Origin of the sequence: Duganella sp. FT27W, assembly GCF_009295655.1 — a bacterium.
Taxonomy (GTDB): Bacteria; Pseudomonadota; Gammaproteobacteria; order Burkholderiales; family Burkholderiaceae_D; genus Rugamonas; species Rugamonas zoogloeoides.
Window position 1 is genome coordinate 1,028,740 of record NZ_WHIV01000002.1, and the last position, 23,764, is coordinate 1,052,503.

General features: G+C 65.0%; 18 protein-coding genes. 7 read left to right on the plus strand and 11 right to left on the minus strand.

Annotated elements, in window-relative coordinates:
- Window positions 1-465, plus strand: coding sequence for a GyrI-like domain-containing protein (locus F8197_RS10735; RefSeq protein WP_152881798.1), 465 nt, complete (start codon window positions 1-3; stop codon window positions 463-465).
- Here the strand turns inward: F8197_RS10735 and F8197_RS10740 are convergent, their stop codons facing one another.
- From F8197_RS10740 to F8197_RS10760, 5 genes are all read right to left on the minus strand, one after another.
- Complete coding sequence (locus tag F8197_RS10740) at window positions 466-1,869, minus strand: efflux transporter outer membrane subunit (protein ID WP_227012187.1); 1,404 nt, start codon at window positions 1,867-1,869, stop codon at window positions 466-468.
- Window positions 1,866-3,044: an HlyD family secretion protein gene (locus tag F8197_RS10745; RefSeq protein WP_056141148.1), complete on the minus strand. Its 1,179-nt coding sequence runs from the start codon at window positions 3,042-3,044 to the stop codon at window positions 1,866-1,868. The genes F8197_RS10740 and F8197_RS10745 overlap by 4 nt, the downstream gene beginning before the upstream one ends.
- A gap of 16 nt (window positions 3,045-3,060) precedes the next feature.
- Entirely contained in the window at window positions 3,061-4,734 is a 1,674-nt protein-coding gene (locus F8197_RS10750; protein WP_152881799.1) for an MFS transporter, read from the minus strand.
- Window positions 4,735-4,923: 189 nt separating this feature from the next.
- On the minus strand, window positions 4,924-7,353 hold the full coding sequence (locus F8197_RS10755; protein ID WP_152881800.1) for a catalase: 2,430 nt from the start codon (window positions 7,351-7,353) through the stop codon (window positions 4,924-4,926).
- A gap of 76 nt (window positions 7,354-7,429) precedes the next feature.
- Window positions 7,430-7,810, minus strand: a complete 381-nt coding sequence (locus tag F8197_RS10760; protein WP_019923050.1) for a hypothetical protein — start codon at window positions 7,808-7,810, stop codon at window positions 7,430-7,432.
- A gap of 179 nt (window positions 7,811-7,989) precedes the next feature.
- Between F8197_RS10760 and F8197_RS10765 the strand changes: the two genes are divergently transcribed.
- Both F8197_RS10765 and F8197_RS10770 read left to right on the plus strand, forming a co-directional pair.
- On the plus strand, window positions 7,990-10,638 hold the full coding sequence (locus tag F8197_RS10765; protein ID WP_152881801.1) for a hypothetical protein: 2,649 nt from the start codon (window positions 7,990-7,992) through the stop codon (window positions 10,636-10,638).
- Window positions 10,639-10,873: 235 nt separating this feature from the next.
- Complete coding sequence (locus F8197_RS10770; RefSeq protein ID WP_152881802.1) at window positions 10,874-12,007, plus strand: branched-chain amino acid ABC transporter substrate-binding protein; 1,134 nt, start codon at window positions 10,874-10,876, stop codon at window positions 12,005-12,007.
- On the opposite strand, the gene F8197_RS10775 is transcribed toward F8197_RS10770, so the two are convergent.
- Complete coding sequence (locus F8197_RS10775; RefSeq protein ID WP_152881803.1) at window positions 12,004-12,681, minus strand: biliverdin-producing heme oxygenase; 678 nt, start codon at window positions 12,679-12,681, stop codon at window positions 12,004-12,006. The genes F8197_RS10770 and F8197_RS10775 overlap by 4 nt on opposite strands.
- A gap of 160 nt (window positions 12,682-12,841) precedes the next feature.
- On the opposite strand from F8197_RS10775, the gene F8197_RS10780 reads away from it, so the two are divergent.
- Window positions 12,842-14,461, plus strand: coding sequence for a response regulator (locus F8197_RS10780; protein WP_373996837.1), 1,620 nt, complete (start codon window positions 12,842-12,844; stop codon window positions 14,459-14,461).
- On the opposite strand, the gene F8197_RS10785 is transcribed toward F8197_RS10780, so the two are convergent.
- From F8197_RS10785 to msrA, 4 genes are all read right to left on the minus strand, one after another.
- The gene (locus F8197_RS10785) at window positions 14,448-14,903 is read right to left on the minus strand and encodes a response regulator (RefSeq protein ID WP_056141170.1); all 456 of its coding nucleotides are present in this window, start codon (window positions 14,901-14,903) and stop codon (window positions 14,448-14,450) included. The genes F8197_RS10780 and F8197_RS10785 overlap by 14 nt on opposite strands.
- 13 nt (window positions 14,904-14,916) lie before the next feature.
- Window positions 14,917-17,178 carry an ATP-binding protein gene (locus F8197_RS10790; RefSeq protein ID WP_152881805.1) on the minus strand — a complete coding sequence of 754 codons (2,262 nt, stop codon included), beginning with the start codon at window positions 17,176-17,178 and terminating at the stop codon, window positions 14,917-14,919.
- A 104-nt stretch (window positions 17,179-17,282) separates the two neighbouring features.
- Window positions 17,283-17,666 (minus strand): DUF1842 domain-containing protein, encoded by a 384-nt coding sequence (locus F8197_RS10795; RefSeq protein ID WP_056141176.1) that lies wholly within the window; start codon window positions 17,664-17,666, stop codon window positions 17,283-17,285.
- Window positions 17,667-17,772: 106 nt separating this feature from the next.
- Window positions 17,773-18,273, minus strand: coding sequence for a peptide-methionine (S)-S-oxide reductase MsrA (msrA, locus tag F8197_RS10800; RefSeq protein WP_227012188.1), 501 nt, complete (start codon window positions 18,271-18,273; stop codon window positions 17,773-17,775).
- Window positions 18,274-18,492: 219 nt separating this feature from the next.
- On the opposite strand from msrA, the gene F8197_RS10805 reads away from it, so the two are divergent.
- Both F8197_RS10805 and F8197_RS10810 read left to right on the plus strand, forming a co-directional pair.
- On the plus strand, window positions 18,493-18,888 hold the full coding sequence (locus F8197_RS10805; RefSeq protein WP_152881806.1) for a response regulator: 396 nt from the start codon (window positions 18,493-18,495) through the stop codon (window positions 18,886-18,888).
- A 59-nt stretch (window positions 18,889-18,947) separates the two neighbouring features.
- Window positions 18,948-19,157 (plus strand): hypothetical protein, encoded by a 210-nt coding sequence (locus F8197_RS10810; protein ID WP_152881807.1) that lies wholly within the window; start codon window positions 18,948-18,950, stop codon window positions 19,155-19,157.
- Window positions 19,158-19,202: 45 nt separating this feature from the next.
- On the opposite strand, the gene F8197_RS10815 is transcribed toward F8197_RS10810, so the two are convergent.
- The gene (locus F8197_RS10815) at window positions 19,203-19,877 is read right to left on the minus strand and encodes a hypothetical protein (protein ID WP_152881808.1); all 675 of its coding nucleotides are present in this window, start codon (window positions 19,875-19,877) and stop codon (window positions 19,203-19,205) included.
- Window positions 19,878-20,021: 144 nt separating this feature from the next.
- Here F8197_RS10815 and F8197_RS10820 point away from each other — a divergent pair, with 144 nt between their 5' ends.
- Window positions 20,022-23,711, plus strand: coding sequence for a DUF4132 domain-containing protein (locus tag F8197_RS10820; protein ID WP_227012189.1), 3,690 nt, complete (start codon window positions 20,022-20,024; stop codon window positions 23,709-23,711).
- Window positions 23,712-23,764 lie beyond the last annotated feature (53 nt).

Below are 23,764 nucleotides of genomic sequence, written 5' to 3' on the forward strand. Positions count from 1 at the left end.
ATGGAACACGAGATCAAGGAGTTACCCGCAGTACGCCTGGCGGGCCTGCGCTACAAGGGCCCGTTCGGCCCCGGCATCGGCGAATTCTGGCGCGAAGTGTTCACGCCATGGCAAAAAGCCTATAACCTGCTGGACCGCCACACGTACGGCGTAGCGCTGGACAACCCGGACACCACGCCGCCAAGCGAAACCCGCTACGACGCCGCCGTGGAAGTGGCCGCCGATTACCCGATTGCCTCCCCCGCGATCGAATCGTCGATCCCGGCCGGCCGGTACGCGGTCGCCGCGTTCGAAGGCACCGCCCAGCAAATGCCGGCCGCCTGGGGCGAATTGATGAAAGAACTGCACAGCGCCGGCACTGCCGCCGAAGGCATCTGCTTCGAACGCTACAGCGCCAACGCCGACAGCGTCCCCGATCCCGCTACCGGCATCTTCAAGGCCGAGCTTTGCGTGCCGGTTAAATAATCACCGAGAAGGGCCGGCGGTCCAGCCGCCGCCCATCGCCCGGTACAAATCCACCGACGCCGTCAACATGCGCGTACGCAGCTGCAAGCTGCCCACGTCGGCGCTGTACAGCGTGCGCTGGGCATCGAGTTCTTCCAGGTACGACGCGTAGCCGTTGCGGTAGCGGTTGTGGGCGATGCGCAGGGTTTCGGCCGCTGTCGCGCGGCGCGCATCGTTTTGCACTGCCTGCTCTTTCAACCGGGCGATGGCATCCAGGCCGTTGTCGGTTTCGGCAAAGGCGGTGCGCACCGCGCTTTCGTACGCGACGATCACCTGGTCGCGCTGCGCGGCCACCGAGTCGGTCTGGCTCTGCACCCGGCCGCCATCGAAAATCGGCGCAGCCAGCGCACCCGTCAAATGCCACAGCCGCGTGGGCGCGTTCAAAAAATCGTGCATCTTCAGGCTCTGGATGCCGCCGACGGCAGTGAGCTTGAACGATGGCAGCAGCTGGTCGCGCGTAGCCTGCAAGTTGGCGTTGATCGCTACCAGGTTGTACTCGGCGCGGGCAATATCGGGCCGGCGCCGCAGCAGTTCGGACGGCAAGCCTTCCGGCACCGGCGGCGACTGCAAGGCCGTCAATTCCACGCCGCGCGCAATCGGTCCCGGATTGACGCCGGCAAGGATGGCCAAGGCGTTTTCCTGTTCAAAAATCTGGCGCTTCAACTGCGGCACCGTCTCGGCCGTGGTCTGGTACTCGGCCTGCGCCTGCAGCCACTCCAGGCGCGAACTGTAGCCGACGTCGAACTGGCGCTTGGCCAGGTCGCGCGACTGTTCGCGCAGCTTGAGGGTCGCTTCCGTCAGCGCCAGCTGGGCGTCAAGCCCGCGCAAATTCAGGTAGCCGGTGGCCACGGTGGCGGCAATCGACAACGCCACCGCGTCGGCATTGGCCTGCTCCGCCTGGTACGTGGCAGTGGCGGCATCGGTGGCGGCGGCCAGCCGGCCCCACAGGTCCACCTCGTAGCTGGCCTGGACTTCGGCCTGGTAGACGTTGGTGACAGACGGCGTACCAACACTGGATACCTGGCGCGCGCGGGTGGGCGTGGTATCGGCCGACACCACCGCCTGTTGCCCGGCGGCCGCCACGCCCACCAGCGCGCGGTACTGCGCCACGCGGGCGCGCGCCACGCGCACGTCGCCATTGTGCTCGAGCGCCTGCGTCACCAGCGCGCTCAATACCGGATCGCCGAACGCCTGCCACCACTGCTGTTCCACCGGGCCGGCGTTCTGGCCCGGACCTGCTGCGGGCGTACGCCACGCCGCCGGCGTTTGCAGGGTTGACGCCGGTGGGGGAGCCACGGTGGCCGCGCAGCCGGCCAGCGCCAGCGCCGTCGCCAGCGCCGTCAGCCTGATCACGCTGTCCATCATGGCTGCCCTCCCTCGTCGGCATCGTTGAGCACCGCCGACGTGTCGATGCTGACGATCACCGACATACCGGGCGCCAGCCGCTGCGCGCGCGCCTGGCCGGCGTCGATGCGGATGCGCACCGGGATGCGCTGGGCGATCTTCACGTAATTGCCGGTGGCGTTATCGGCCGGCAGCACCGAGAATTCCGAACCGGTGGCCGGCGAAATGCGTTCGACCTGCCCGGTCAGCTGCGCACCGTCGAGTGCATCGACCTTGAAGGTCGCGCTCTGGCCCACGCGCACGTGGTTCATCTGGGTTTCCTTCAAATTGGCGATGACCCACAACTGGCGCGGCACCAGTCCCATCAACTGGGCGCCGGTGTTGACGTACGCGCCCTTGCGCACCGTGACCTGGCCCAGCTGGCCGTCCTCGGGCGCGACGATGCGGGTGTTCTCCAGGTCCACCTTCGCTGCCTTGAGCGCGGCGGCGGCGTTGTCCACTGCCGCTTCCAGCGACTGCTTGTTGACGGTGACCGAGCGCACCTGCTGCTTGGCGATGTCGAGGTTGGCGCGCGCCTGCGCCACGGCGGCGGCGGTTTGCGCCTGCACTGCGCGCGAGGCATCCTGTTCGCGCAGCGACAGCGAGCCGTCTTCTGCCAGCGAATCCACCCGTTTCAAATCCGCCTGCGACTTCATGGCCTGGGCCTGGGCATTGGCCAGCACCGCCTGGTTGAGCACCACGCCCGCTTCGGCCGTGCGGTGCGACTGCTCCCAGTTGGCCAGCGCCGCCTTCTGCGCGGCCAGTTGCGCCTGCGCCTGGTCGTAGCGCTGCTGGTAGATGCGGTCGTCAATCTTCGCCAGCAGTTCGTCCTTCTTGACGAACTGGAAGTCCTGCACATTGACCTCGGTGACATAGCCGGCGATCTGGGTGCCGATCAGCGTTACCTGGCCGCGCACCAGCGCATTCTCGGTGGAGACGATGGGCGTGGTAAACGGCGGCAGGCGCCACGCGTACAGCACCACCAGCACGCCCACCAGCGCGATCAGGGCAAAGGCGATGGTAGAGATGATCTGCGCGCGCCGGTGCGGCGGCGGCTCTTCCCTGGTGCTGGCCACGGCGGCCGTGGCGGCAGCGGCCGCTACTTCGGCCACATGTTTGTCGGAAGGCGTGGGATTGTCGGGAGTATTGTCGGCCATGGTGTTTTGCGAAAAATTATCGGGATTCGGAATTGGTCAGCGAGACGGCGGCTATGCCGGTCTGGGCGCCCTGGAAGAGGCTCGGCGGGCACACCGTGCAGATACTCCACAGGTAGCGCCCCAGCATCCACGCCAGCGTGAGCACCGCGATCACGGTCACCATCAGGAATACATCGTTATAGGCCAGGATATTGGCCTCGCGCGTGGCCGCCGCCCCCAGCGACGCCACGCCCTGGGCGCTGCGCACGGCCGGGTCGCCCACCACGCCGCCGAGCGCCGCGCCGCCGTTCTGGATGCGCGCGGCCACCAGCGGGTTCAGGAGCGTCAGGTGTTCGGTCAGCAGGCTGGAATGGTATTTTTCGCGCACCACCTGGAACGTGCCGACGATGGCGCTGCCCAGCAGGCTACCCAGCGTCTGCGTGATCGAGAACATCACCGAGAAGCTCACCAGGTTGTTGGGCGCGGCCACCACCGCGCCGAAGCCGGAGACGAACGTGGGGCCGATGAAGAACGCGCCGCCAAAGCCCAGCAGGAACTGGCTGATGTACATGTCGGCCGGGCGCGTGAGGTTGGTGGCGCGCGAATCCATGTAGGCGCCGATCGCCATCACCACCAGCGAGAACATGAGCTGCGCGGGAATGCGCGCCGGCGTGATGGTCCACGCGCTCACCAGCATGCCCAGCACGGCGCCAGCCATTACCACGATCCACAGCATCTGCATCTGGTCGTTATTGAGGCCCAGCGTCTGCAGGAAACCCACGGTGCCATTGGCCTCCGACTGCACGATGCGGATCAGCAGCACCGACAGCGCCAGGCGCGTCATGTTGCCGGTGGTGAGCCAGCGGGTGTTGATCAGCGGGCGCGCGCGGTTATGCTCGATCAGCAGCGCGGCGGAAATGAGCACGATGGCGCCCACCAGGCACAAGCCCAGCCAGCGCGACTCGAACCACCACACGGTGCGCCCCAGCGCCAGCACGGCGGACAGCAGCGCCACACCGGGCGCGAACAGGCCGAACGTGACGAAATCCATTTTCTCGAACGCCTTGATACGGTCGCCCGGCGGCAGTTTCAGGTACAGCACGCAGCCGAGCGACAGCAGCGCCAGTCCCAGTTCGAAAAAATACAGGCCGCGCCACTCGGCGATTTCCATCAGGTTGGTGGAAAACAGCCGCGCCATGGGCGTGGCCAGTTGCGAAAAGCCGATCCCCAATACCACGCCTTTCACACGATGCTGGGCGGGAAACGCCTGCAACACGTAGTACAGGCCCAGGGTGGTCAGCGCGGCGCCGCTCATGCCGTGGGCAGCGCGCACGGCAATCGCCGACGCCAGCCCGTGCACGAACAGGTGGGCCACCGTGGCCAGCGCGTACAGCACCAAAAACAATTCGGTAAACAGCCGCAGCCCGTACTGCTGGCGGAACTTCACCAGCAGCAGGTTCATGGAGACGTTGGCCATCACGTAGGCGGCCGGCAGCCATTGAATTTCAGCCGAGAACACGCCCAGCGAGCCTTGCAGGTATGGCAGGTTGACGATCACCAGTGCGTTACCGAGGCCGCCGGTGATGGCGACAATGAAGCCGATGACGAAAAACGCCACGCGGCGCGGGAAGGAATGGTGCGGGCTGGACGGCGACCCGGGCAAGGTGGGACGCTCATGCGGTTGCCAGACTTGAGGGGCGTAAACGTCCATCGGGGCCAGTTCTTTTAGTATTTTTTGACAGGGTAAGCTGAACTGCGACAGCCAGTATGTTGCATATTACTATGATGAGCCTGCGCACACGATTTGACGACTGCCCGGAAGTGAGGGAGCTTACAGAAAACCAGGCACAAAAAAAACGCCGCCACATCGCTGCGGCGGCGTCTCATGCTGCAATCGCGCTTATACCATCGAACCTTCGGCTTCACGCTGGAAGTTACGGTGTGCGCCCAGTGCCGCCTTGAACTCCGCCAGCGCCGGCGTCACGCTACCGGCATCGACGATCCACAGCGACGGATCGCCCTGGCCGCTTGGCAGCTTGACCTGTACACCGAGCTTTTTCAGCACGTCGGCGCCAGCGCCGATGGCCAGGATCGGCTTGCAGTGGTTGTACTGCTGGCGCACGAAGTCCAGCGCAATGGCTTCTGCCTGCAGTGACTTGGCGCTGCCCTCGCCATCGGCAATGACGACTGCGTCGTACAGCACGGCAGGACCGGCCTCGAACGAGATTTCCACGTCGAGCGCACTGCCATCGGCCGCTTTCAGCTGGCCCAGGTAAGGGCCGACCACGCGCGGCACCGCGCCAGCCTTCAGCAGGTCCGCGTACACGGCCTGCACCCCGGCGGCATCGACCCCATGGGAGGCGATGATCGCGACCTTGCGGCCTTTCACACCGACCGAACCGGGACGCGCCAGCAGCGACAGGGCCGGCGACGGCGCATATTCCGGTGGCGTGGCGTCGGTCGCGAGCGGCATCGGCGCCGGCACGTCCAGGCCCAGGCCGGTGGCCACGCCCTGGGCCAGTTCGGCATCGACATTGGCCAGCATCGACAGCAGGCGCACGCGGATCGCGGGCACCGTCACCCGGCTCAATTCAAAGCGGTAGGCGTTGATGATGTGGGTTTGCTCCGACGGCGTCTGGCTGATCCAGAACAGGCGCGCCTGCGAGTAGTGGTCGGCAAACAGCTCCGGCTTGCCGCGCACTTTATCCTCGGGCTTTTGCAGCTTCTGGTCGATGCTGGAAAACGCCGTGGTAAAGCCGGCCATGCCAGCCTGGAACGGGCAGCCGCCCGCCAGCGAGTTCGGTTCGTACGCCACGCGGCCACGATGGATGGCCTGGCGGTGCATGCCGTCGCGCTGGTTGTTGTGCACGGGCGCGACCGGGGCATTGATCGGCAGCTCGTGGAAGTTCGGACCACCGAGGCGGCTGATCTGGGTATCGACGTACGAATGGATGCGGCCTTGCAGCAGCGGATCGTTCGTAAAATCGATGCCCGGCACCACGTGCGCGGTGCAGAAAGCCACCTGCTCGGTCTCGGCAAAGAAGTTATCGGGGTTGCGGTTCAGGACCATCTTGCCGATGGGCTGCACCGGCACCAGTTCTTCCGGCACGATCTTGGTCGCGTCGAGCACGTCGAACGGGAATTGTTCGGCCTGTTCTTCGCTGAAGACCTGCACACCGAGTTCCCACTCGGGGTAGTTGCCCGCTTCGATCGCCTCCCACAGGTCGCGGCGGTGGAAGTCGGCGTCGGCGCCGCAGATCTTGGCAGCTTCGTCCCACACCAGCGAGTGCGTGCCACCCACCGGGTTCCAGTGGAATTTGCAGAATACCGAAGCGCCTTGCGCATTCACCAGGCGGAACGTGTGCACGCCGAAGCCCTGCATGGTGCGCAGGCTGCGCGGGATGGCGCGATCGGACAGGTGCCACATCAGCATGTGGGTCGATTCGGGCATCAGCGTGACGAAGTCCCAGAAGGTGTCGTGTGCGCTGGCGGCCTGCGGAATGCCGTTGTGCGGTTCCGGTTTCACGGCATGGATCAGGTCCGGGAACTTCATCGCATCCTGGATGAAGAATACGGGCATGTTGTTACCAACCAGGTCCCAGTTGCCTTCGTCCGTGTAGAACTTGACCGCGAAGCCGCGCACATCGCGCACGGTGTCGGCCGAACCGCGTTCACCGGCCACGGTGGAGAAGCGCACGAAGACCGGCGTGCGTTTGCCCTTGTCGGCAAACGGCGCAGCGCGCGTGAGTTCCGAATAATTGTCATAGCTTTCGAAGTAGCCGTGGGCGGCCGAACCGCGCGCGTGCACCACGCGCTCCGGAATGCGCTCGTGGTCGAAATGCGTGATTTTTTCGCGCAGGATGAAGTCTTCCATCGCGGTCGGGCCGCGCAGGCCGACCTTGAGCGAATTCTGGTTGTCGGCCACCGGCACGCCCTGGTTGGTGGTCAGGCGCTGACCGCTGGAATCGACGCGCACGCGGTCGAGCGGGTCCACGGTCGGATTGACGCCCTGCGGCTGGATGCCGTCACCTACTTTGGCGGACGCGTTGGTCTCGGTGGTCGTGCTGGCGCCGCCGAACAGGTGTTTCATCGGGCAAGTGGCGCCCGCTTGCGGCGTGCGCGCGGCATCGCCATGCTCACCGGCCTTGTTCGGATTGAACGGCATGCCTGCAGCCGCTTCCTGGCCGCCGGCCACCTTGTCGAGCAAGGCTGCCTCTTGAGGCGCGCCACCGAGACTTCCTGGCGGCGGCGCGGATGATGGTGTTGACACGGTACTCAAAACGGAACCGGCTCCCATGACGGAAGCCGGTGTTTTCTTAGCATTGCTCATTGGATATCCCTTGGTGTACGGCGCCCGCGCGGGCTGCCGGACATACCGGCAGCAGGACCGGCAGGGCAGCCTGGTTTTACTTGCGCGAGCTCAGCAGCTTGGAGATGCCGTAGCCAGCAGCGGCGGCAATCAGTACTGACAGTGCTGGATGCGAACGTACCTGGGTACGGCCCGATTCGGCCCAGACCTTGGCGTTTTCGCTCAGTTGCTTGGTGCCGGCGGACAGACGCTCGACGGTGCCATCCCATTTCTGGTTGACGCTGTTGACGGTGTCGGCAACCTTGTCAACGCCGTTGTGCGCGCTTTGCGCCAGACGGTCGGTGGTTGGCGGCACTTTGTCGGCCACGCGGTCGATGGTGGAATGGGCATCGGCACGGACGTCACGGTTGATCTTGGTGATACCGTCACGGGCGCTGTCGATCTTGTTCTCAATCTTGTTTTGCGTATTGTTATCCATGATCGTTCCTTTCGTTAGTTTGCGAAGCTGCAAGAACGACAATATGCGCATTTGTGACATGCGACCGTGCGGAATCTAACCATCAGCGCATCTGCAGCCATATGTGAGCTGGCACACGGACGAGCCGGCTGCACTGGAGGATGCTAAACTTTCCCCGTACTGTCTCTCAGGAGCGCGCCATGTTTCCGATCTCGTCCACGCTGACCACGCCGGTCAATTTCCCGACGGTGAACCCGACGCTGCAAACCTCGGCAGTGAATTCGGTCAACTCGTCCACCCAGGCGGTCGGCTCTGCCACCGATGCGCCGCTGGCCTCGGTCACCATCGACCTGTCGCCGGTGGCCGGCTTCCTGCTGGCGGTATCGCGCTCGCAGCAGCAAATCGCCCAGCTGCAAGCCGGAGGCAGCCGCGCCACCCAGGACGGCGCCCTGCGCGCCAGCCTGCTCAATGACGCCACCCAGCAGGTGGTCGATGCGTTCAACCTGTTGCCGGGCGTCGATTTCAACCAGTCGCAGCCATTGGGATCCACCCTGCTCAACAACCTGGTGAACAATCTCAACCAGCAGGTGCAAGGACAACAGACCGGGGCCGAGAGCCTGGCCCGGCTTGGCGTGACGCTGCAGCCGGCGCTGCTGTCCGATCCCACCGGCGGCCTGTCGCTCGACAATGAAATCCTGCGCGCCGCTTTCAATACCAACGAACAGAACACCACCAGCACCTTGCAGGACACGCTGACCAATTTCCGCAACCTGGCCACCGAGTATGCGGAGCAACTGAGCGCCACGGCCACCACCTCGTTCAACCAGCTGCTGCCCGGCGACACGGCCGCACTGTCGCCGGCAGACCAGGCGCAAAACGCCCGCCTCGACTTTGCCCGCGCCCAGCTCGACCTGCTGTCGCAAAACCCCTTGAATGAAACGGCCGCCGATCGCCTGGCAGCGCAGCGCGCAGCGCTCGAACAGCCGCTCACGCCGACCGCCACCGCGCCGGAATCGCCGATCGTCAATCCCTTGTTCACCTCGACCTCGGCCGCCATCGCCGCCCAGAACGCCCAGAACAGTCAAGCGCTGCAAGCGCAGCAGGCCGACCTGGCGCAACAGGCGCAACAGACACTGCAAGCGCAACAAACTACCCAAGCTGCCAACGTGGCGCAACAGCAGGCGCTGCAAGGTCTTAACTACGCCGAACTGCAACAGGCGGCACTGGCCCAGGCCGCCAACCTGAACGCGCAGCAAAATCTGCAAACCGACGCCACCTTGCAAGCACAGCAGGCGGCCCAGGCGCAACAAGTAACCCAAGCCCAACAAGCGGCCCAGGCCCAGCAAGATCTGCAAGCCGACAATACCTTGCAAGCGCAGCAGGCAGCCCAGGCACAACAGGCAACGCAAGCGCAACAGCTCGCCCGCGCCCAGCAAGATCTGCAAGCCGACAACACCTTGCAAGCGCAACAGGCAACCCAAGCTCAGCAAGCAGCCAGGGCGCAGCAAGACCTGCAAGCAGACAACACCTTGCAGGCGCAACAAGCAGCCCAGGCGCAGCAGACGATCCAGGCTCAACAAGCAGCCAGGGCGCAGCAAGACCTGCAAGCAGACAACACTTTGCAGGCGCAACAGGCAGCCCAGGCGCAGCAGACAATCCAGGCTCAGCAAGCAGCCCGGGCGCAGCAAGACCTGCAAGCAGACAACACCTTGCAGGCGCAACAAGCAGCCCAGGCGCAGCAGACGATCCAGGCTCAGCAAGCGGCCCGCGCCCAGCAGGGTCTGCAAGCCGACAATACGGTGCAGGCGCAACAAGCCGGCCAAGCGCAACAAGCACTTGCGCAGCAGGCGCTACAAGCCCAGCAGCAAGTCGCCAATACGCAGCTGGCGCAGGCGCGCCAGAATGCGCAGACCGTCAACGCCGCCCAAGTGCAGCAGGATTTGCAATCGGCCAATTTGCTGCAATCGCAGCTGGCCGCGACGCAGGCTGCGCAGCAAGCCACCGAGCAAGCGACGCAAACATCGGCTGCCGTGCAGGCACAGCAAGCCAATCAGACCCAACAAGCCAACCAGGCCCAGCAGGCCAACCAGCTGCAGCAGACGCAGCAGGCAGACCAGGCGGCCGAGACCACCGCGCAGGCCGACGAGGCCAACGCTACCCAGGCGGCTGCCGAGGCCGCTCAAACCAGCGCCCAGGCCCAGGCTGCCCGCCAGCAGACCGCTGCCAGCCTGAACGCCGCCACTGCCGCCAGCACGCAAGCGGCGGCCCAGGCGCAAGCGGCGCAGAACGCTGCCGCCACCGCTGCCGCCAACAACCCGGCCAATGCCGGCAGCCCCGAACAGCAGGCGCAGGCGGCGCAAGTGGCCGCCTCCAGCCTGGCTGCGGCGACATCGGCAGCGTCCAGTGCGCTGGCCCAGGCCCAGGCGGCGCAAAGCGCGGCCGATGCCCTGTCCGCGCAAAGCGCCGAAGCCGCCGCAGCAGCCGATGCCGCTCGCGCCGTGCTGGCCCAGGCCGGCAACTCGCCGGCTGCCACCGCCGCAGCGGCAGCAGCGGCGCAGCAAAGCAGCGCGGCCGACACGGCCGCCGCCAACTCGGCGGCAGCCAATGCGGCTGCGGCCGATGCCGCCCAGCAAGCGCGCGCGGCCCAGGCCGCAGCGGCGCAAGCTGCCGCCATGCAGGCCAATCCGCTGCAAGGCAACCCGGCGCTGGCAGCAGCGATTGCCGCCTACAACATCAACGACCCCACGCTGGGCAACAACACTCCTCGCGCCGTCCAATCCGCCACGCCTGCCGTGGCCCGGGTGGGTGCAGTGACGGCAGCGGACGGGACCCGTGGCATCGGCGCGTAAGAGCTGAGCAATTGCCAAGTCGCGAAGCCGGTGGTGCACATTCGGTGCACCACCGCCTCGCCACGGTGCAACCCGAATTAAATTCGGGGTGGTTGCCCGGCCGCCCCCACTCCAGCCTCGAAACGGCTGCGAACACGGTACAACTCGCACGATAATATGTCGAATATTTAGCGATAATCAGCGCTCGCTTCTATAGCGTTTATAACGTTTGCAATCATCGACATCGGGAGTTCGCATGGGTTTGAAGGACAACGTGAAGTACGCCGCAGCCGCCTTGGCGGTACTGGCAGCAACTGCAGTGCAAGCGCAGGATACAGTCGTCAAGATCGGCCATAGCGGCCCGCTGTCGGGCGCCCAGGCGTTCTCGGGCAAGGATAATGAAAACGGCGCCCGCCTGGCGGTCGAGGAACTCAATGCCAAGCCCATCACCGTGGCCGGCAAAAAACTCAAGTTCGAACTGCTGTCCGAGGACGACCAGGGCGATCCCAAGGCCGGCGTGGCTGCGGCCCAAAAACTGATCGACAACGGTGTGCGTTTCATCGTCGGCCCCTACAACTCGGGCGTGACCATTCCCGCCTCGCGCGCCTACAACGACGCCGGCGCACTGGTTGCCACCGTGGCCACCAATCCCAAGATCACCCAGCAAGGTTACAAGGGCCTGTTCCGCGTCAACGCCAGCGACACCCAGCTGGGCTCGAAAATGGCGCTGTACGCGGCCAATGTACTCAAGTTCAAGAACGTTGCCGTGATCGACGACCGCACCGCCTTCGGCCAGGGCGTGGCCGAAGAATTCAAGAAGCAGGCGCGCGCCTCGGGCATGACCGTGGCCGGCCACGAGTTCACTACCGACCGCGCCTTCGATTTCAACGCCATCCTCACCAAGCTGAAAAACAAGAAGATCGAAGCGATCTTCTTCGGCGGCTACGCGCCACAGGCAGCGCCGATGGCGCGCCAGATGAAGCAGCTGGGCATCAACGCCAAGCTGCTGGGCGGCGACACCATCTGCACCGCCGAAATGGGCAAGCTGGGCGGCGAGTCGGTGGGCGAGAACGTGCTGTGCTCGCAGGGTGGCGCGGTGCTCGACAAGGCCAGCGCCGGTCCGGCCTTCAAGGCCCGCTTCAAGGCCCGTTTCAAGAAAGACCCGGATGTATACGCGGCCGCCTACTACGACGCCACCATGCTGTACGCGCAGGGCATGCAGAAGTCGGCCTCGGTCGATCCGCAAAAAGTGGGCGCGGCGATCAGCGCCGGCACCTACCAGGGCGTGGCCGGCAGCTACGCGTTCGATGCGCGCGGCGACATGAAAGAATCGCCGGTCACCATCTACACCTTCAAGGGCGGCCAGCCGGTGCCGCTCAGCAGCTATTAACTGGTACCACGGTTAAGCGCGATCAGCCGGTCGAAGGCGTCCCGCGCGCCGGCGCAAGCGTCTTCGATCTGGGCGGGTTCCACCACGTTTGCGCGCAGCGCCACCAAAAACTGCTGCCAGCGCGGCCCGGGCGAACCGTTGCCGCGCAGGTAATCGAGCGGATGCGGCGCCAGCCGGGACGCCAGCCGCTTGTAGAGCACCGCCCCACCGAGCTGCGATCCTTCCACCACGTAGCATACGCCCCAGCGATAGGCGGCACTGGCCTGCGCCGGCCAAGGTGCAGGCGGCTGCGATAGCGACAGCAGCAGTTGCTGCGGCTGTGACTGTGACTGTGACTGTGACTGTGACTGTGACTGTGACTGTGACTGTGACTGTGACTGCGGCTGCGACGACGGCGTCACCGACTCCTCCCCGGCCGCTGCCGACACCAGTGCGCTATGCGCCAGGTCGGCGCGGATTGCACCGAGGTAATCGGGCAATTGCGGACCAACGTCAAAGCCGGCCAGCCACCCGGGCACGGGCGCCAGCCAGCGTTCGAGCAGGCGCAGGTGCGCGCCGTAGGCGGCCAGATCGACCTCGGGCGCGGCCAGCGGCGTGTGCGCGTCGAGCTCGGCATGGCGTGCGGCGGTGGCGGACCGCAGTGCGGCCAGCACGTCTTGTTCCCTGGTTTCCAACAAATCAACTCCTTTTTGTAAGATGCAATGATTTTACACAGGCGTGCAACAACCCGCACACCGTAGGAATTGCCGCCTTGGCAGGTGAGACGCTGAGGTAGAATCTGATAACAACGTCCTATTTTGCCCCATGAGCGACAACCTTTCCCAGAACTGTTCCGTGCTGCTGATCGATGATGAACTCATCGCGCAAGACCTGATCGGAGACCACCTTAGCCGCCAGCCCGGAATCCGCCTGCGCTACGACCAGCACGCCGAGCGCGCGATCGAGCTATGCCGGGAAACCGAAGCCAACGTCGTCCTGGTGGACTTGCGCATGCCCGGCGCCGACGGTTTCGACGTCATCCGCATGCTGCGCGCCAATGCCGATACCGCCCACGTGCCCATCATCCTGCTGTCGTCCGAAGACGATGCGGAAACCAAGGCGCGCGCGTTTGCACTGGGCGCCAACGATTACCTGGTCAAGTGGCCGGAGGCGCGCGAGCTCGAGGCGCGCATCCGCTACCACTGCGCCGCCTATCACGCGCGCCGCCAGCGCGACGCGGCGTTTATCGAACTGCGCCAGCGCGAGGAAGAATTGCGCGCCAGTCAGGCGGCCCTGCACCAGGCGCAAAAAATGGAAGCGATCGGCCAGCTCACCGGCGGCGTGGCGCACGACTTCAACAATGTCCTGCAAATTATCAGCGGCAACCTGCACCTGCTCAAGATGCTGGGGCTGGTCAGTCCGCAGGGCATGGTGCGGGTGGAAAACGCCCTGGCCGGCGTGGAACGCGGCGCCCGCCTCGCATCGCACCTGCTGGCATTCGCCCGCCGCCAGCCATTGCAAAGCGCAGTGGTTGATCTCACGCCCATGCTTACCGACATGGACGACATGCTGGGCCACGTGCTGGGCCCGCGCGCCAACGTGGTCACCGACATCGCGCCGCACCTGTGGAATATCGAGGTGGACGTTGGCCAGCTCAACAACGTGATCCTCAACCTGGCCATCAACGCCCGCGACGCCATGCACGGCGAAGGCACGCTTACCATCCGCGCCCGCAACCTTGACGCCGACGCCGCTCGCCTGCACAAGGTCAATGTCGCGGCCGGCGAGCATATACCGCACGCTGACTACGTGCTGATCGAAATCGTCGATACCGGCGTCGGCATGAGCGACGCAGTGATGCAGCGCGCCTTCGAGCCGTTCTTCACCACCAAGCCCACCGGCCAGGGCACCGGACTGGGGCTGTCCATGGCGTATGGCTTCGTCAAGCAGTCGGGTGGCGAAATTACTCTGCGAAGCCGCCCGGGCGAAGGTACGTGCGTGCAAATCTACCTGCCGCGCAACGAGGCCGTGGCGGCAGCCGACCATGCGGCCGGTGCCGAAACCGTGACCGGCGGCGCCGAAACGATTTTAGTGGTGGAAGACGAGGAAGCGGTGCGCAGCGCCACCGTGGCCATGCTGGCCGACCTGGGCTACCAGGTACTGGCCAGCCCGGATGCCGACGATGCCGCCCGCTTGCTCGAAGGCGGTACCTGCATCGACCTGCTGTTTACCGATGTGATCATGCCGGGACGCCTGACCAGCCTGGAACTGTCCGAACTGCTCAAGCGCCACCAGCCGCAAGCCCAGGTGCTATTTACCTCGGGCTATGCCGAGGGCTTGCTGGCGCACGACGGCAAGCTGCCGCACGGCGTCAACCTGCTGGCCAAACCCTATACCCTGGAAACCTTGAGCGCGCGCATACGCCAGTTGCTGCGCCAACGTTCCACGGCAGCAACAAACATTACTGCGGCTTGATGTAACGCTGCGAGCCTGGCGGCGGTTCGTTGAGCACCGCCCAAAAGATGCCGAGGTCGGAAATGGCGCGCACGAATTCCTGGAAATCGACCGGTTTTACGACGTAGGCGTTCACGCCCAGCTCGTAGCTGCGGATCAGATCCTGCTCTTCGCGCGACGACGTCAGCATCACCACCGGCAGGCTCTTGAGGCCTGCGTTGTCGCGGATTTCCGCCAGCACTTCCAGCCCATCCACTTTCGGCAGTTTCAGGTCCAGCAGCACCACCGCCGGGTTACCCTGATCGCGGTCGGCAAAGGCGCCGCGCATGTGCAGGTAATCGAGCGCGTCGGCCCCATCCCGCACCACGATCACTTCGTTGGCCAGCTGGCTGCGCTCGAGCGCGATCAGGGTCAGTTCCAGGTCGTGCGGATTGTCTTCGACGAGCAGGATGGGTTTTAGCATGCGGGTACCTCGGTCATTCTTTATCAGGTGGGGGTGTATCGGGAATGCTGAACGAAAAAGTCGCGCCTTCGCCGGCGACGGAACGGGCCCAGACCCGGCCACCATGGCGCTCGACGATGCGGCGCACATTGGCCAGGCCGATGCCGGTACCGTTGAAATCCTCCATGCGATGCAGGCGCTGGAATACGCCAAACAACTTGTGCACGTAGTCCATGTTGAAACCGACGCCATTGTCGGCAATATGGAACACGACTTCGTCGCTTAATTTCTCGCTGGTAATACGGATCACGGCGGGATCGCTCTGCGCCGTGAATTTCACGGCATTCGAAAGCAGATTGTACAACGCCAGCTGCAGGAATGCGGGATCGGCGATGACATCAGGCAAGGTATCGACATGCCATTCCACGCGCCGGCTCGCATATTCGGGCGCCAGCCGCTCGATACAACCATTGACCATCTCGCCCATGCGGATGCGCACGGGCCGCAGCGCCGCCCTGCCCATCTGCGAAAAACTGAGCAAATCATCGACCAGCTTGCCGGCCAGCCGGGCCGACGTCTTGATATTGGTAAGAAAGCGCAGGCGCCGCTCGGGATTGTCGTTGCCGGCAGTTTCCATCAGCAGGTCGGAAAAGCCGACGATGTGGCGCAGCGGCGCGCGCAGGTCGTGCGACACCGAGTACGAAAACGCTTCGAGCTCCTTGTTGGCGCGGCCCAGTTCTTCGGCCAGGTCGGCCATCTGCTCGGCGCGTTCGAGCGCGATGCCAAGCAAGGTGGTGCGAAATTCCAGCGCAAGCTCCAGTTCGGCATCGTGCCAGGGGGCGCTGGTGCCGTGCACGGCCTCGCGCCAGCTCTCGAAACTGGTGCGCGGCGACAGCGCCCCGGGGCCGCGTTTGTCCTGCGGGCGGCCGGCCCAGTCGATGGTGTACACGTGCTCGGGCCGGAACCACAGCAGGTAGTGCTGGTGAATGCGCGAAATCGGCATGGCCAGCAGGCCGCTGGCGATGCGGGCATAGGCGGCTGCGGGCGGATAAATCGCGCCCAGGTGCGCGCTGTGGAACAGGTCTTCGTGCGAGTGCAGGCTAAGCCAGCCTGCCAGTGCGCGGATCTGTTTGTCGGTCGGGGTATCGCCAAAGCTGATCAGGCGGTCGTCGATGACAATGGCCACGCCGCCGGCGCGGGCAAAGCGCAGCAGCTCCGGCATCACGCTGCGCAGGTTTTCGATAAAGTCGGCGCCCTGGGTGAGACCGCCCAGCAGGTTCACCATCACGCGCCGCACTTCGAGGCGGAATTGCAGTTCGTCGGCGTCGGCACGGTTACGGATGCGCAACGCCAGGATCTGGCCGATTTGTTCGCATACGGTACGCTGGTGATAGCTGAGGCGGCGCGGCGTGGCGTGGTGGCATGACAACAGTCCCCACAGCTTGCCCTCCACCACCAGCGAGATCGACATCGAGGCCAGCGTACCCATGTTGCGCATGTATTGCAGGTGCACGGGCGAGACGCTGCGCAGCGATGCCAGCGATAAATCGGTGGCCCGGCCCGTGAACGGATGCGTGGGGGGCAGCAATCCGGCCGGCGTGTAGTTGGCGTCCTGGATCAGGCGGATGCGGTTGAGCAGGTACAGCTCGCGCGCCTGGCGCGGGATATCGCTGGCCGGAAAGCGCTGGCCCATATAGCCCTCGTAGCCGTCCTGCACGGCCTCGGCCAGCACGGTGCCGTGACCATCCTTGTCGAAGCTGTACACCATCACCCGGCCGAAACCGGTAAGCGCGGCGATCTCGTTGACCGCCAGCTGGCTCATGTCGGCGATGGAATCGGCGTCGTTGATCTTGTTGAGGAAGTCACCCACCACCGGGTACAACCGGTGCAAGCTGGCCTCCAGGTTGCCGGCAGCCGGTTCGAATTCGAGCACCAGCAAGCCGTCACGGACGTGGGTCAGCACGTCGAACTGCGCGTCATCGGCCGTGAGCACCACGGTGGCCAGGAAGCTGGCGCGGTCATGTACCTGGTCCTGGCGCAACAGCGGCGCCAGCTGGTCGGCAGCGTTGCCGATGACGTCACGTAACTGTTGGCCCAGCGCAGCGGCGGGGGCCATGCCGGTGAAATCGGCCAGGTTGTCGCTGACCTGCACCACGCGCGCGGCCGAAGTATCCGCTGCGTCCGGCACGTCCGACAAATCGAGGGACAGCAGGAAGCCGTGCGGCTGGATCGCGCCGGGTATGCGGATCGGCTCGCTTTCGCAGGTGGCGATGTCGGCGGAGGTGGCCTCAGGCATGGTGAACTTACATGGTTGAGCAAAAGCGCATGATAGCAACTTTTACCAACGTCCGACGCGCCGTACGGCCCGCTTGTCCATTTTTATCGCGTGAATTTTCCGGGTCAATGCATATACTCGGGCAACACCGCGTGAGCCACGCCGTCGCGAATTTCCAGCACGCGTGGCTGGTGCATGCCAAAGCTCATCTTGTAACAGACCTGCCCCGCCTTCCAAGCGGTAGGCAACACCATCAGCAACTGGAATGCACTTGGTTGCTCTTCGCCAACAAAGATTGGTGGAGTGCCTGCAAGCAATATTGCCTGCATTGGTTGCTCGCCATCAATCTCGACATGGTGGCCGCGTACCGTGATCTCGCGCTCCCCATCGAGCCGGGCATTACCGACGATGGTGTCGTTGCGGCCGTCGACGACCAGGTTCAGGCGCAAATTGGGATGACCTTCGACGGGGCTGCTGATATCGTAGACGGCGGTAAAAAGCTGACTCATGTTCTTTCCTTTGGGAATGCTAATAACAGGATCAAACTGTAACCGCCCACGTCACTGCCGTCCTTCCGGATACCTTCCGAACGGCAAGTGACTGATTTATAAAGATTTAGCGCTTAGGCAATTGCCAGCCCGGCCGCACGTAATGGCAGGTGTAGCCGTTGGGAATGCGCTCAAGATAGTCCTGGTGTTCGGGCTCGGCTTCCCAGAACGGCCCTGCCGGCGCCAGTTCGGTCACCACTTTGCCGGGCCACAGGCCCGACGCATCGACGTCGGCGATCGTGTTCAGGGCGGTTGACTTCTGTTGCTCATCAGCATAATAAATGGCAGAGCGATAACTCGTGCCGAGGTCATTGCCCTGCCGGTTGGCGGTGCTGGGGTCGTGAATCTGGAAGAAGAATTCCAGCAGTTTGCGGTAGGAAATGACTGCCGGGTCGAATTCGATCTCGATCGCTTCGGCATGGGTGCCGTGGTTGCGGTAGGTGGCATTGGGCACGTCGCCGCCGCTGTAACCCACCCGCGTGGCGACCACGCCGGGCATTTTACGGATCAGGTCCTGCATGCCCCAGAAACAGCCACCAGCCAGGACAGCTTTGTCAGTTGCGCTCATCATCATTCCTTTTCGTTGATCTGGTCAGGCCACTTATGTGGCGACGACGCGGTTTTTATCAACCGTTTACCGGCACACAAATGCATTTCGATCTATAATTTGCCTGTAGGAAAAATTTCACACTTTTGCGTGCCACCTCCCCGCGCGCAGCCCCTCTCCGGCCTGGACCCAGCCGAAAGACCGCGACCTTGATGGTTGCCAACGTTTCGATTGCCAGCCATGGACCATTCCCCTTCTATTAGTAAACGTGTCCTGATCGTTGATGACAACGCGCAAGCCGCCGATGTCGCTTCGGAGTTGCTCGACCTCTATGGTTACCAGACCGCAGTGGCCTACGGTGGCCAGCAGGGTTTGCAGGCGGCCGAGGCATTTGCACCGGACGTCATCCTGCTCGACCTCGGCATGCCCGGCATGGACGGTTTCCAGGTGGCTGCCGCGTTGCGAGCACGGCCGGATTTCCGCGACGTGGCGATCGTGGCGTTCTCGGCCTGGGGCGACAAGGGCACCCGCCAGCGCACCAGCGCGGCCGGTTTCAACGACCACCTGACCAAGCCGGCCAGCCTCGATGAAATCGTCAGCACCATTGCCGCCGCCTGCCAGCCCTGCCACGCCTGACGCCGTGCGGGGTTTATGCTATTGTCAACCCATATTCCCCAGCAGAAGCAGGACGCACCATGAACAACCCGGAACCAGGTTCACGACCAGACCGCAGCAAGGCCATCGCGGTCGAAGCGGGGCTCGACCTGCTGAAAAGCGAGGGCCGTGCCGCAGCGGCCGCCTTCATGGAAGACGCCGGCGTGCCGCTGGCGGTGATCGCCCGCGTGCTCAACGAGCCGGACCGGCGCCGCCTGCCCGCGCGGGAAGACCCGCAATACAATGATTAATTACCAAGCGATTAATTACCAGGCGATTAATGCCGGGGCAACCAGCTATTGGTCGCCCACCAGTTGCACGGCGTCGATGGCCTTGTAATCGTGCTGTAAATTGTTGGCAAACGTCACCTTGATGCCCTTGGCCTTGTAGGCGGTCTTGTCGAAGGTGCGCACGAACCAGGTACGGTTGCCGTTTTCTTCTTTCCTGACGTCGCTCAGCCCTTCCCACACCGTGTGCCACTTGGCATCGGTATCCTGCAATTCCACCTTGTTAATCGCCTGCACACCCTGGCCGCCGGTGATCACCACCCGCACTTCGGTGGCGTTGACGGGCGTGGCGTACGTGGTTTCCAGCCAGTCAAAACCCTTGTCGATATTGTCGTTCATCCAGTTGCGGCCATCGGCCGGCCCCGCCGCGCTTTGTGGCTTGTTGGAGTCGGACACGCTCTTGTCCTTGTCGCCGAACACCGAACTGGCCTTGGCCTCGGCCGCCCACTGCGCACGCGGATCGTTGATGAACTTGTCTTCCTTCGTGGCGAAGGCTAGCAGTGCCTGCTTGCGCGCCAGTTCCTGCTGCTCCGCCGTCTGCTCGGCCGGTGGCGTTGCCGTGGCGGCGGCCGGCGCCGCAGCGACCGGCGTTTCGGCGGCCGGGGCCGGCTCGGGCTCGCGCTTCTTGCACGCGCCCAGCAGCGCAACAACGATCAACGGCACAACGACGGCGGTACGATTCATGCGGGTCTCCTGGCGAATGGAAATGCCTAAATGACATTATCAAAATGATCTTACCCGATTTTTAATGTCGAGCGCGCAACGTTGTTCCCCAGCCGCACGGGAGGCATGGCAAAATATGCAACTGCCAAACTTGATGCAACTTCAATGCTCACATTATTGCAACCCGGATTGACCGGCCTGGACCTGATAGAAACCGGCCTGGCGCAGCGCGCAGCCCGATATGCTGCCAGCGGCGACGACGCGGCCGTGCTGGCCCACCTGGCGACCCTGCCCGGTACACCTGGAACAGCCGGAGCCGCGCTTGGCTACCCGGGCCACCTCGCCTGGAACGAGATGATCGGTACGCCAGTCGGCTTCCATCAAGCATCGCAGGCCAGCATTGGCGGCCGCCACCAGTTATATTGCGCTACGACACTGGAGCCGGCCTGCGTCGCCATGCTGGTGCGCTTGGGCAAGGTACTGGCAGCGGCCGACCAGTCGCAGCTGCTTGTGCGCACCGCGCCGTCCACGCCCGCCTGGCTGCAATATCTGCTCAACGACGCCCTTGGCGGTACGTTCAACTGGGAGCGCCGCACCAGCGGCCCCGAAGACCGCGCGGCCTGGAACGTCACCCTGGTAGCGGCGCTGCTGGCCGACGACGGCCAGCCCGAATCGCTGTTGCTGCCGATCGTGTTCGAGCGGCGCGAACTTCATCCCTACCAGGCCGACATGGTACTGCGCCAGTTGCTGGCGCCCGGCGCGCTGGACGACTACCTGCGGGCCCACGTCGCCGAAGTGGCGGCGCTGGCGCCCGTGCTGCCGGTGGCAGGACGGGTCATGCTGGTCAAGCGCCTGGGCAGCCACCCGCCGTTGCTGGCGCCGTTCGCCGAACTGCTGCTGCGGCTGGCCCTCGATAGCAGCAAGGTCGTGCGCACTGCCGCTGCGCAAATGCTCGACGCTATCGACCGCGACCGGCTCGGCCCCTTGCTCGCCACCATGCTGCGCAGCAGCCGCAGCGCGGAAGTGGGCCACGCCGCCGATCTGCTGGCACGCCTGCATGGCGATGCCGCCCGCGCCGCGCTGGAGGCGGCTCTGGCGGATACCACCGGCAAGGCCGCCGCGCAGGCGATCCGCGCCGCGCTGGGCCGCCTGACACCCACCGCCACAGCACAGCCACCGGAGTTGCCGGCGCCCCCGCCGCTGCCGCCGGCCCCGCAAGAGGTACTGGCCGATGACGCGGTCGAGCTGCTGCAATCCAACCACGCGGCGCTGCTGGCACAGGCACGCCTCGATGCGGCAGAGGAAATCGAAAAAAACCGTGACCGCGAGTACCAGTCCGACTATTCCCAGCGCGCCTTGGCGCTGTACAGCACCGTCACCGGTGAGCACCTGCACCAGGCGGTGCAAGCGCTCAATGGCCAGGCGCCGCTGGCCGCCCTGGCCACGCCGGCGGTGGACACGGTGCTCGACTACCGGGGCCTGCTGGCGGCGCGCGCCGACTTCGGCCTGGCGCAATTGCTGCGCCGGCTGACGGCCACCCGGCGCGAAGGCGGCAGCATCTGGCGCCATCCGTTGTTCCGGGCCTGGTTCGCGCAACAGGACCAGCACCAGGTCGATCTGCGACAGCTGGTGGCGATCATCGACGCCAGCGGCGCCAACGGCCTGCACCTGCCGCTGACCTGCCTGTACTGGAACGACGAACAGTCGCCGCAGCAGATGCTGCCGGCCGACCGCGTGTGGCCGGTGTTCGCCGAACGCACGGAACTGATCGACATCGGCCTGGGGCTGGCGCCGCCGCTCGATCCGGCCACGTATTTTTATACGCCGAGCGTGGTCAACACGCTGTCGGTGCTGGCCACGTTCCCGGTCATGCCCGCGCGCTGGCTGCCACGCCTGCTGGAACTGGCGCTGGGCACGGGCAAGACCGACCGCGCTTCCATCCAGCAGGCGCTGGCCCGGGTGCCGGACATCGTCGCCCGCGTGAGCGAGGCGCTGGGATCGAGCCAGCAGGAAGTGCGCATCGAAGCGGCGCGCTGGCTGGGCGCGCTCGGCGACCGCGCTGCGCTGCCGGCGCTGCAAGCGGCGCTGAACAAGGAGATACGCGAAGCGGCCAGCGCCGCCATGCTCGGTGCGCTCGAAGCGCTGGGCGAGGACATCGCCACCCACCTCTCGCCCGACAAGCTGCTGGCGCAGGCGCGCAAGGGCCTCAAGGCCAGGCTGCCCGCCGGCCTGGCCTGGCTCGACCTCGACGCCCTGCCGCCGTGCGCCTGGCGCGACGGTACGCCGGTGGCGGCCGAGATCATCCGCTGGTGGGTGGTGTTCGCGTGCAAGCTCAAGGAACCGGCCGGCAATCCCCTGCTGGAGCGCTACCTGTCGCTGCTGGCGCCGGAAGCGCGCGCGACGCTGGGCCGCTGGCTGCTGCACCGGTTCATCGGCCATGACACCCGCGGGCCGTCGCTGGAAGAAGCGATGGCGTGGGCCGACGCCAACCAGCGCCGTACGCTGGCACTGTACCAGTCGGCACACCACCACATGGGCATGGAGATGCCCACGACGGAGCAATTGTACGAAGACCTCAAACGCGAACATCTGGCCTCCTATATCGGCACCGCAATCTCTGAAAAAGGCATGCTGGCGCTGACCTCCGGCGTGCCGGGGCGCGAATTCACCGCCATCACCAGCGACTACATGCGCGTGCACTACTTGCGCCGCGCGCAGGTGGAAGCGCTGCTGGAAGCGGCCAGCAACATCGACGACACGGCCGTGATCCAGCTGATGCTGGCCGTAGCCCGGCGCCACCGCACGACGTCGGTGCAGGAAAAAGCGCGCACGCTGGTGCAGCGCATCGCCGACCGCAACGGCTGGACCCGCGACCAGCTGGCCGACCGCACCGTGCCCACCGGCGGCCTCGATGACCACGGCACGCTGGCGCTGTCGTTCGGCAGCCGCCAGTTCACGGTCACGCTCGACGCCGACCTCAAGCCCGTGCTGCGCAACGCCGACGGCAAGGTGATCGCCGCCCTGCCCGAACCGCGCCAGGACGACGATGCCGATGCGGCCAAGGAGGCCAAACAGCTGCTGGGCGCCTGCAAGAAGGAAGTGAAACAGGTAGTGACCTTGCAGACCGGCCGCCTGTACGAAGCCATGTGCACCGGCCGCGTGTGGCCCGCAGCCGACTGGCGCACCTACCTGCAACAGCATGCGCTGGTGGGCCGGCTGGCGCAGCGGCTGGTGTGGCAGCAGGTGCCATCCGATACGGCGCCGGCGCGTACCTTCCGGCCCACCGAGGACGGCAGCCTGATCGATGTGGACGACAACGATTTTGCGCTCGCCGAGGGCGCCGGCGTACGCCTGGCGCACCGCGTGCTGCTCGATGCACCGGCTGCCGCTGCCTGGGCCGCGCACCTGAAAGACTACAAGGTCACGCCACTGTTCGCGCAACTGGCGCACGCGCTGCCGGTGGCCGCGATACCGGAAGGCAGCGTCATCGACGACCGCCTCGGCTGGCTGGCCGACAGCTACAAGCTGCGCAGCGCGTTCACCAGGCGCGGCTACCGCAACGCCCCGCCCGAACACGGTCCGGTTTTCTACGAGTACTACAAGGAATTCGAAAGCGCCGGCCTGTACGTGGGCATCCAGATCAGCGGCGGTGCGCTGTCCGGCGAAAACGATCCTGCCGCGCTCAAAACGCTGGGCGTGCGCAAGCTGGGTCAGCACCGCTACGGCGGTGGCGAGATACCGCTGCGGCAGTTGCCGCCGGCGCTGCTGGCCGAAGTCTGGGCCGACTACCACGCGGTGGCGGCAGCTTGCGCGAGCTTCGATCCGGACTGGCAAAAAAAGGTGCGATGGGAGTGAACCGGCCGACCTCGATTTGCCCAAAGCGGGGATTCATGTCAGCATGCGGTTCG

What these genes read in the sequence shown, in the direction of transcription:
- F8197_RS10735 (WP_152881798.1), top strand. Translation starts at nt 1, where the DNA reads ATGGAACACGAGATCAAGGAGTTACCCGCAGTACGCCTGGCGGGCCTG.
- F8197_RS10750 (WP_152881799.1), bottom strand. Translation starts at nt 4,734, where the DNA reads ATGGACGTTTACGCCCCTCAAGTCTGGCAACCGCATGAGCGTCCCACC.
- F8197_RS10795 (WP_056141176.1), bottom strand. Translation starts at nt 17,666, where the DNA reads ATGAGTCAGCTTTTTACCGCCGTCTACGATATCAGCAGCCCCGTCGAA.
- F8197_RS10765 (WP_152881801.1), top strand. Translation starts at nt 7,990, where the DNA reads ATGTTTCCGATCTCGTCCACGCTGACCACGCCGGTCAATTTCCCGACG.
- F8197_RS10805 (WP_152881806.1), top strand. Translation starts at nt 18,493, where the DNA reads ATGGACCATTCCCCTTCTATTAGTAAACGTGTCCTGATCGTTGATGAC.
- F8197_RS10810 (WP_152881807.1), top strand. Translation starts at nt 18,948, where the DNA reads ATGAACAACCCGGAACCAGGTTCACGACCAGACCGCAGCAAGGCCATC.
- F8197_RS10755 (WP_152881800.1), bottom strand. Translation starts at nt 7,353, where the DNA reads ATGAGCAATGCTAAGAAAACACCGGCTTCCGTCATGGGAGCCGGTTCC.
- F8197_RS10820 (WP_227012189.1), top strand. Translation starts at nt 20,022, where the DNA reads ATGCTCACATTATTGCAACCCGGATTGACCGGCCTGGACCTGATAGAA.
- msrA (WP_227012188.1), bottom strand. Translation starts at nt 18,273, where the DNA reads ATGAGCGCAACTGACAAAGCTGTCCTGGCTGGTGGCTGTTTCTGGGGC.
- F8197_RS10790 (WP_152881805.1), bottom strand. Translation starts at nt 17,178, where the DNA reads ATGCCTGAGGCCACCTCCGCCGACATCGCCACCTGCGAAAGCGAGCCG.
- F8197_RS10760 (WP_019923050.1), bottom strand. Translation starts at nt 7,810, where the DNA reads ATGGATAACAATACGCAAAACAAGATTGAGAACAAGATCGACAGCGCC.
- F8197_RS10815 (WP_152881808.1), bottom strand. Translation starts at nt 19,877, where the DNA reads ATGAATCGTACCGCCGTCGTTGTGCCGTTGATCGTTGTTGCGCTGCTG.
- F8197_RS10785 (WP_056141170.1), bottom strand. Translation starts at nt 14,903, where the DNA reads ATGCTAAAACCCATCCTGCTCGTCGAAGACAATCCGCACGACCTGGAA.
- F8197_RS10770 (WP_152881802.1), top strand. Translation starts at nt 10,874, where the DNA reads ATGGGTTTGAAGGACAACGTGAAGTACGCCGCAGCCGCCTTGGCGGTA.
- F8197_RS10745 (WP_056141148.1), bottom strand. Translation starts at nt 3,044, where the DNA reads ATGGCCGACAATACTCCCGACAATCCCACGCCTTCCGACAAACATGTG.
- F8197_RS10740 (WP_227012187.1), bottom strand. Translation starts at nt 1,869, where the DNA reads ATGATGGACAGCGTGATCAGGCTGACGGCGCTGGCGACGGCGCTGGCG.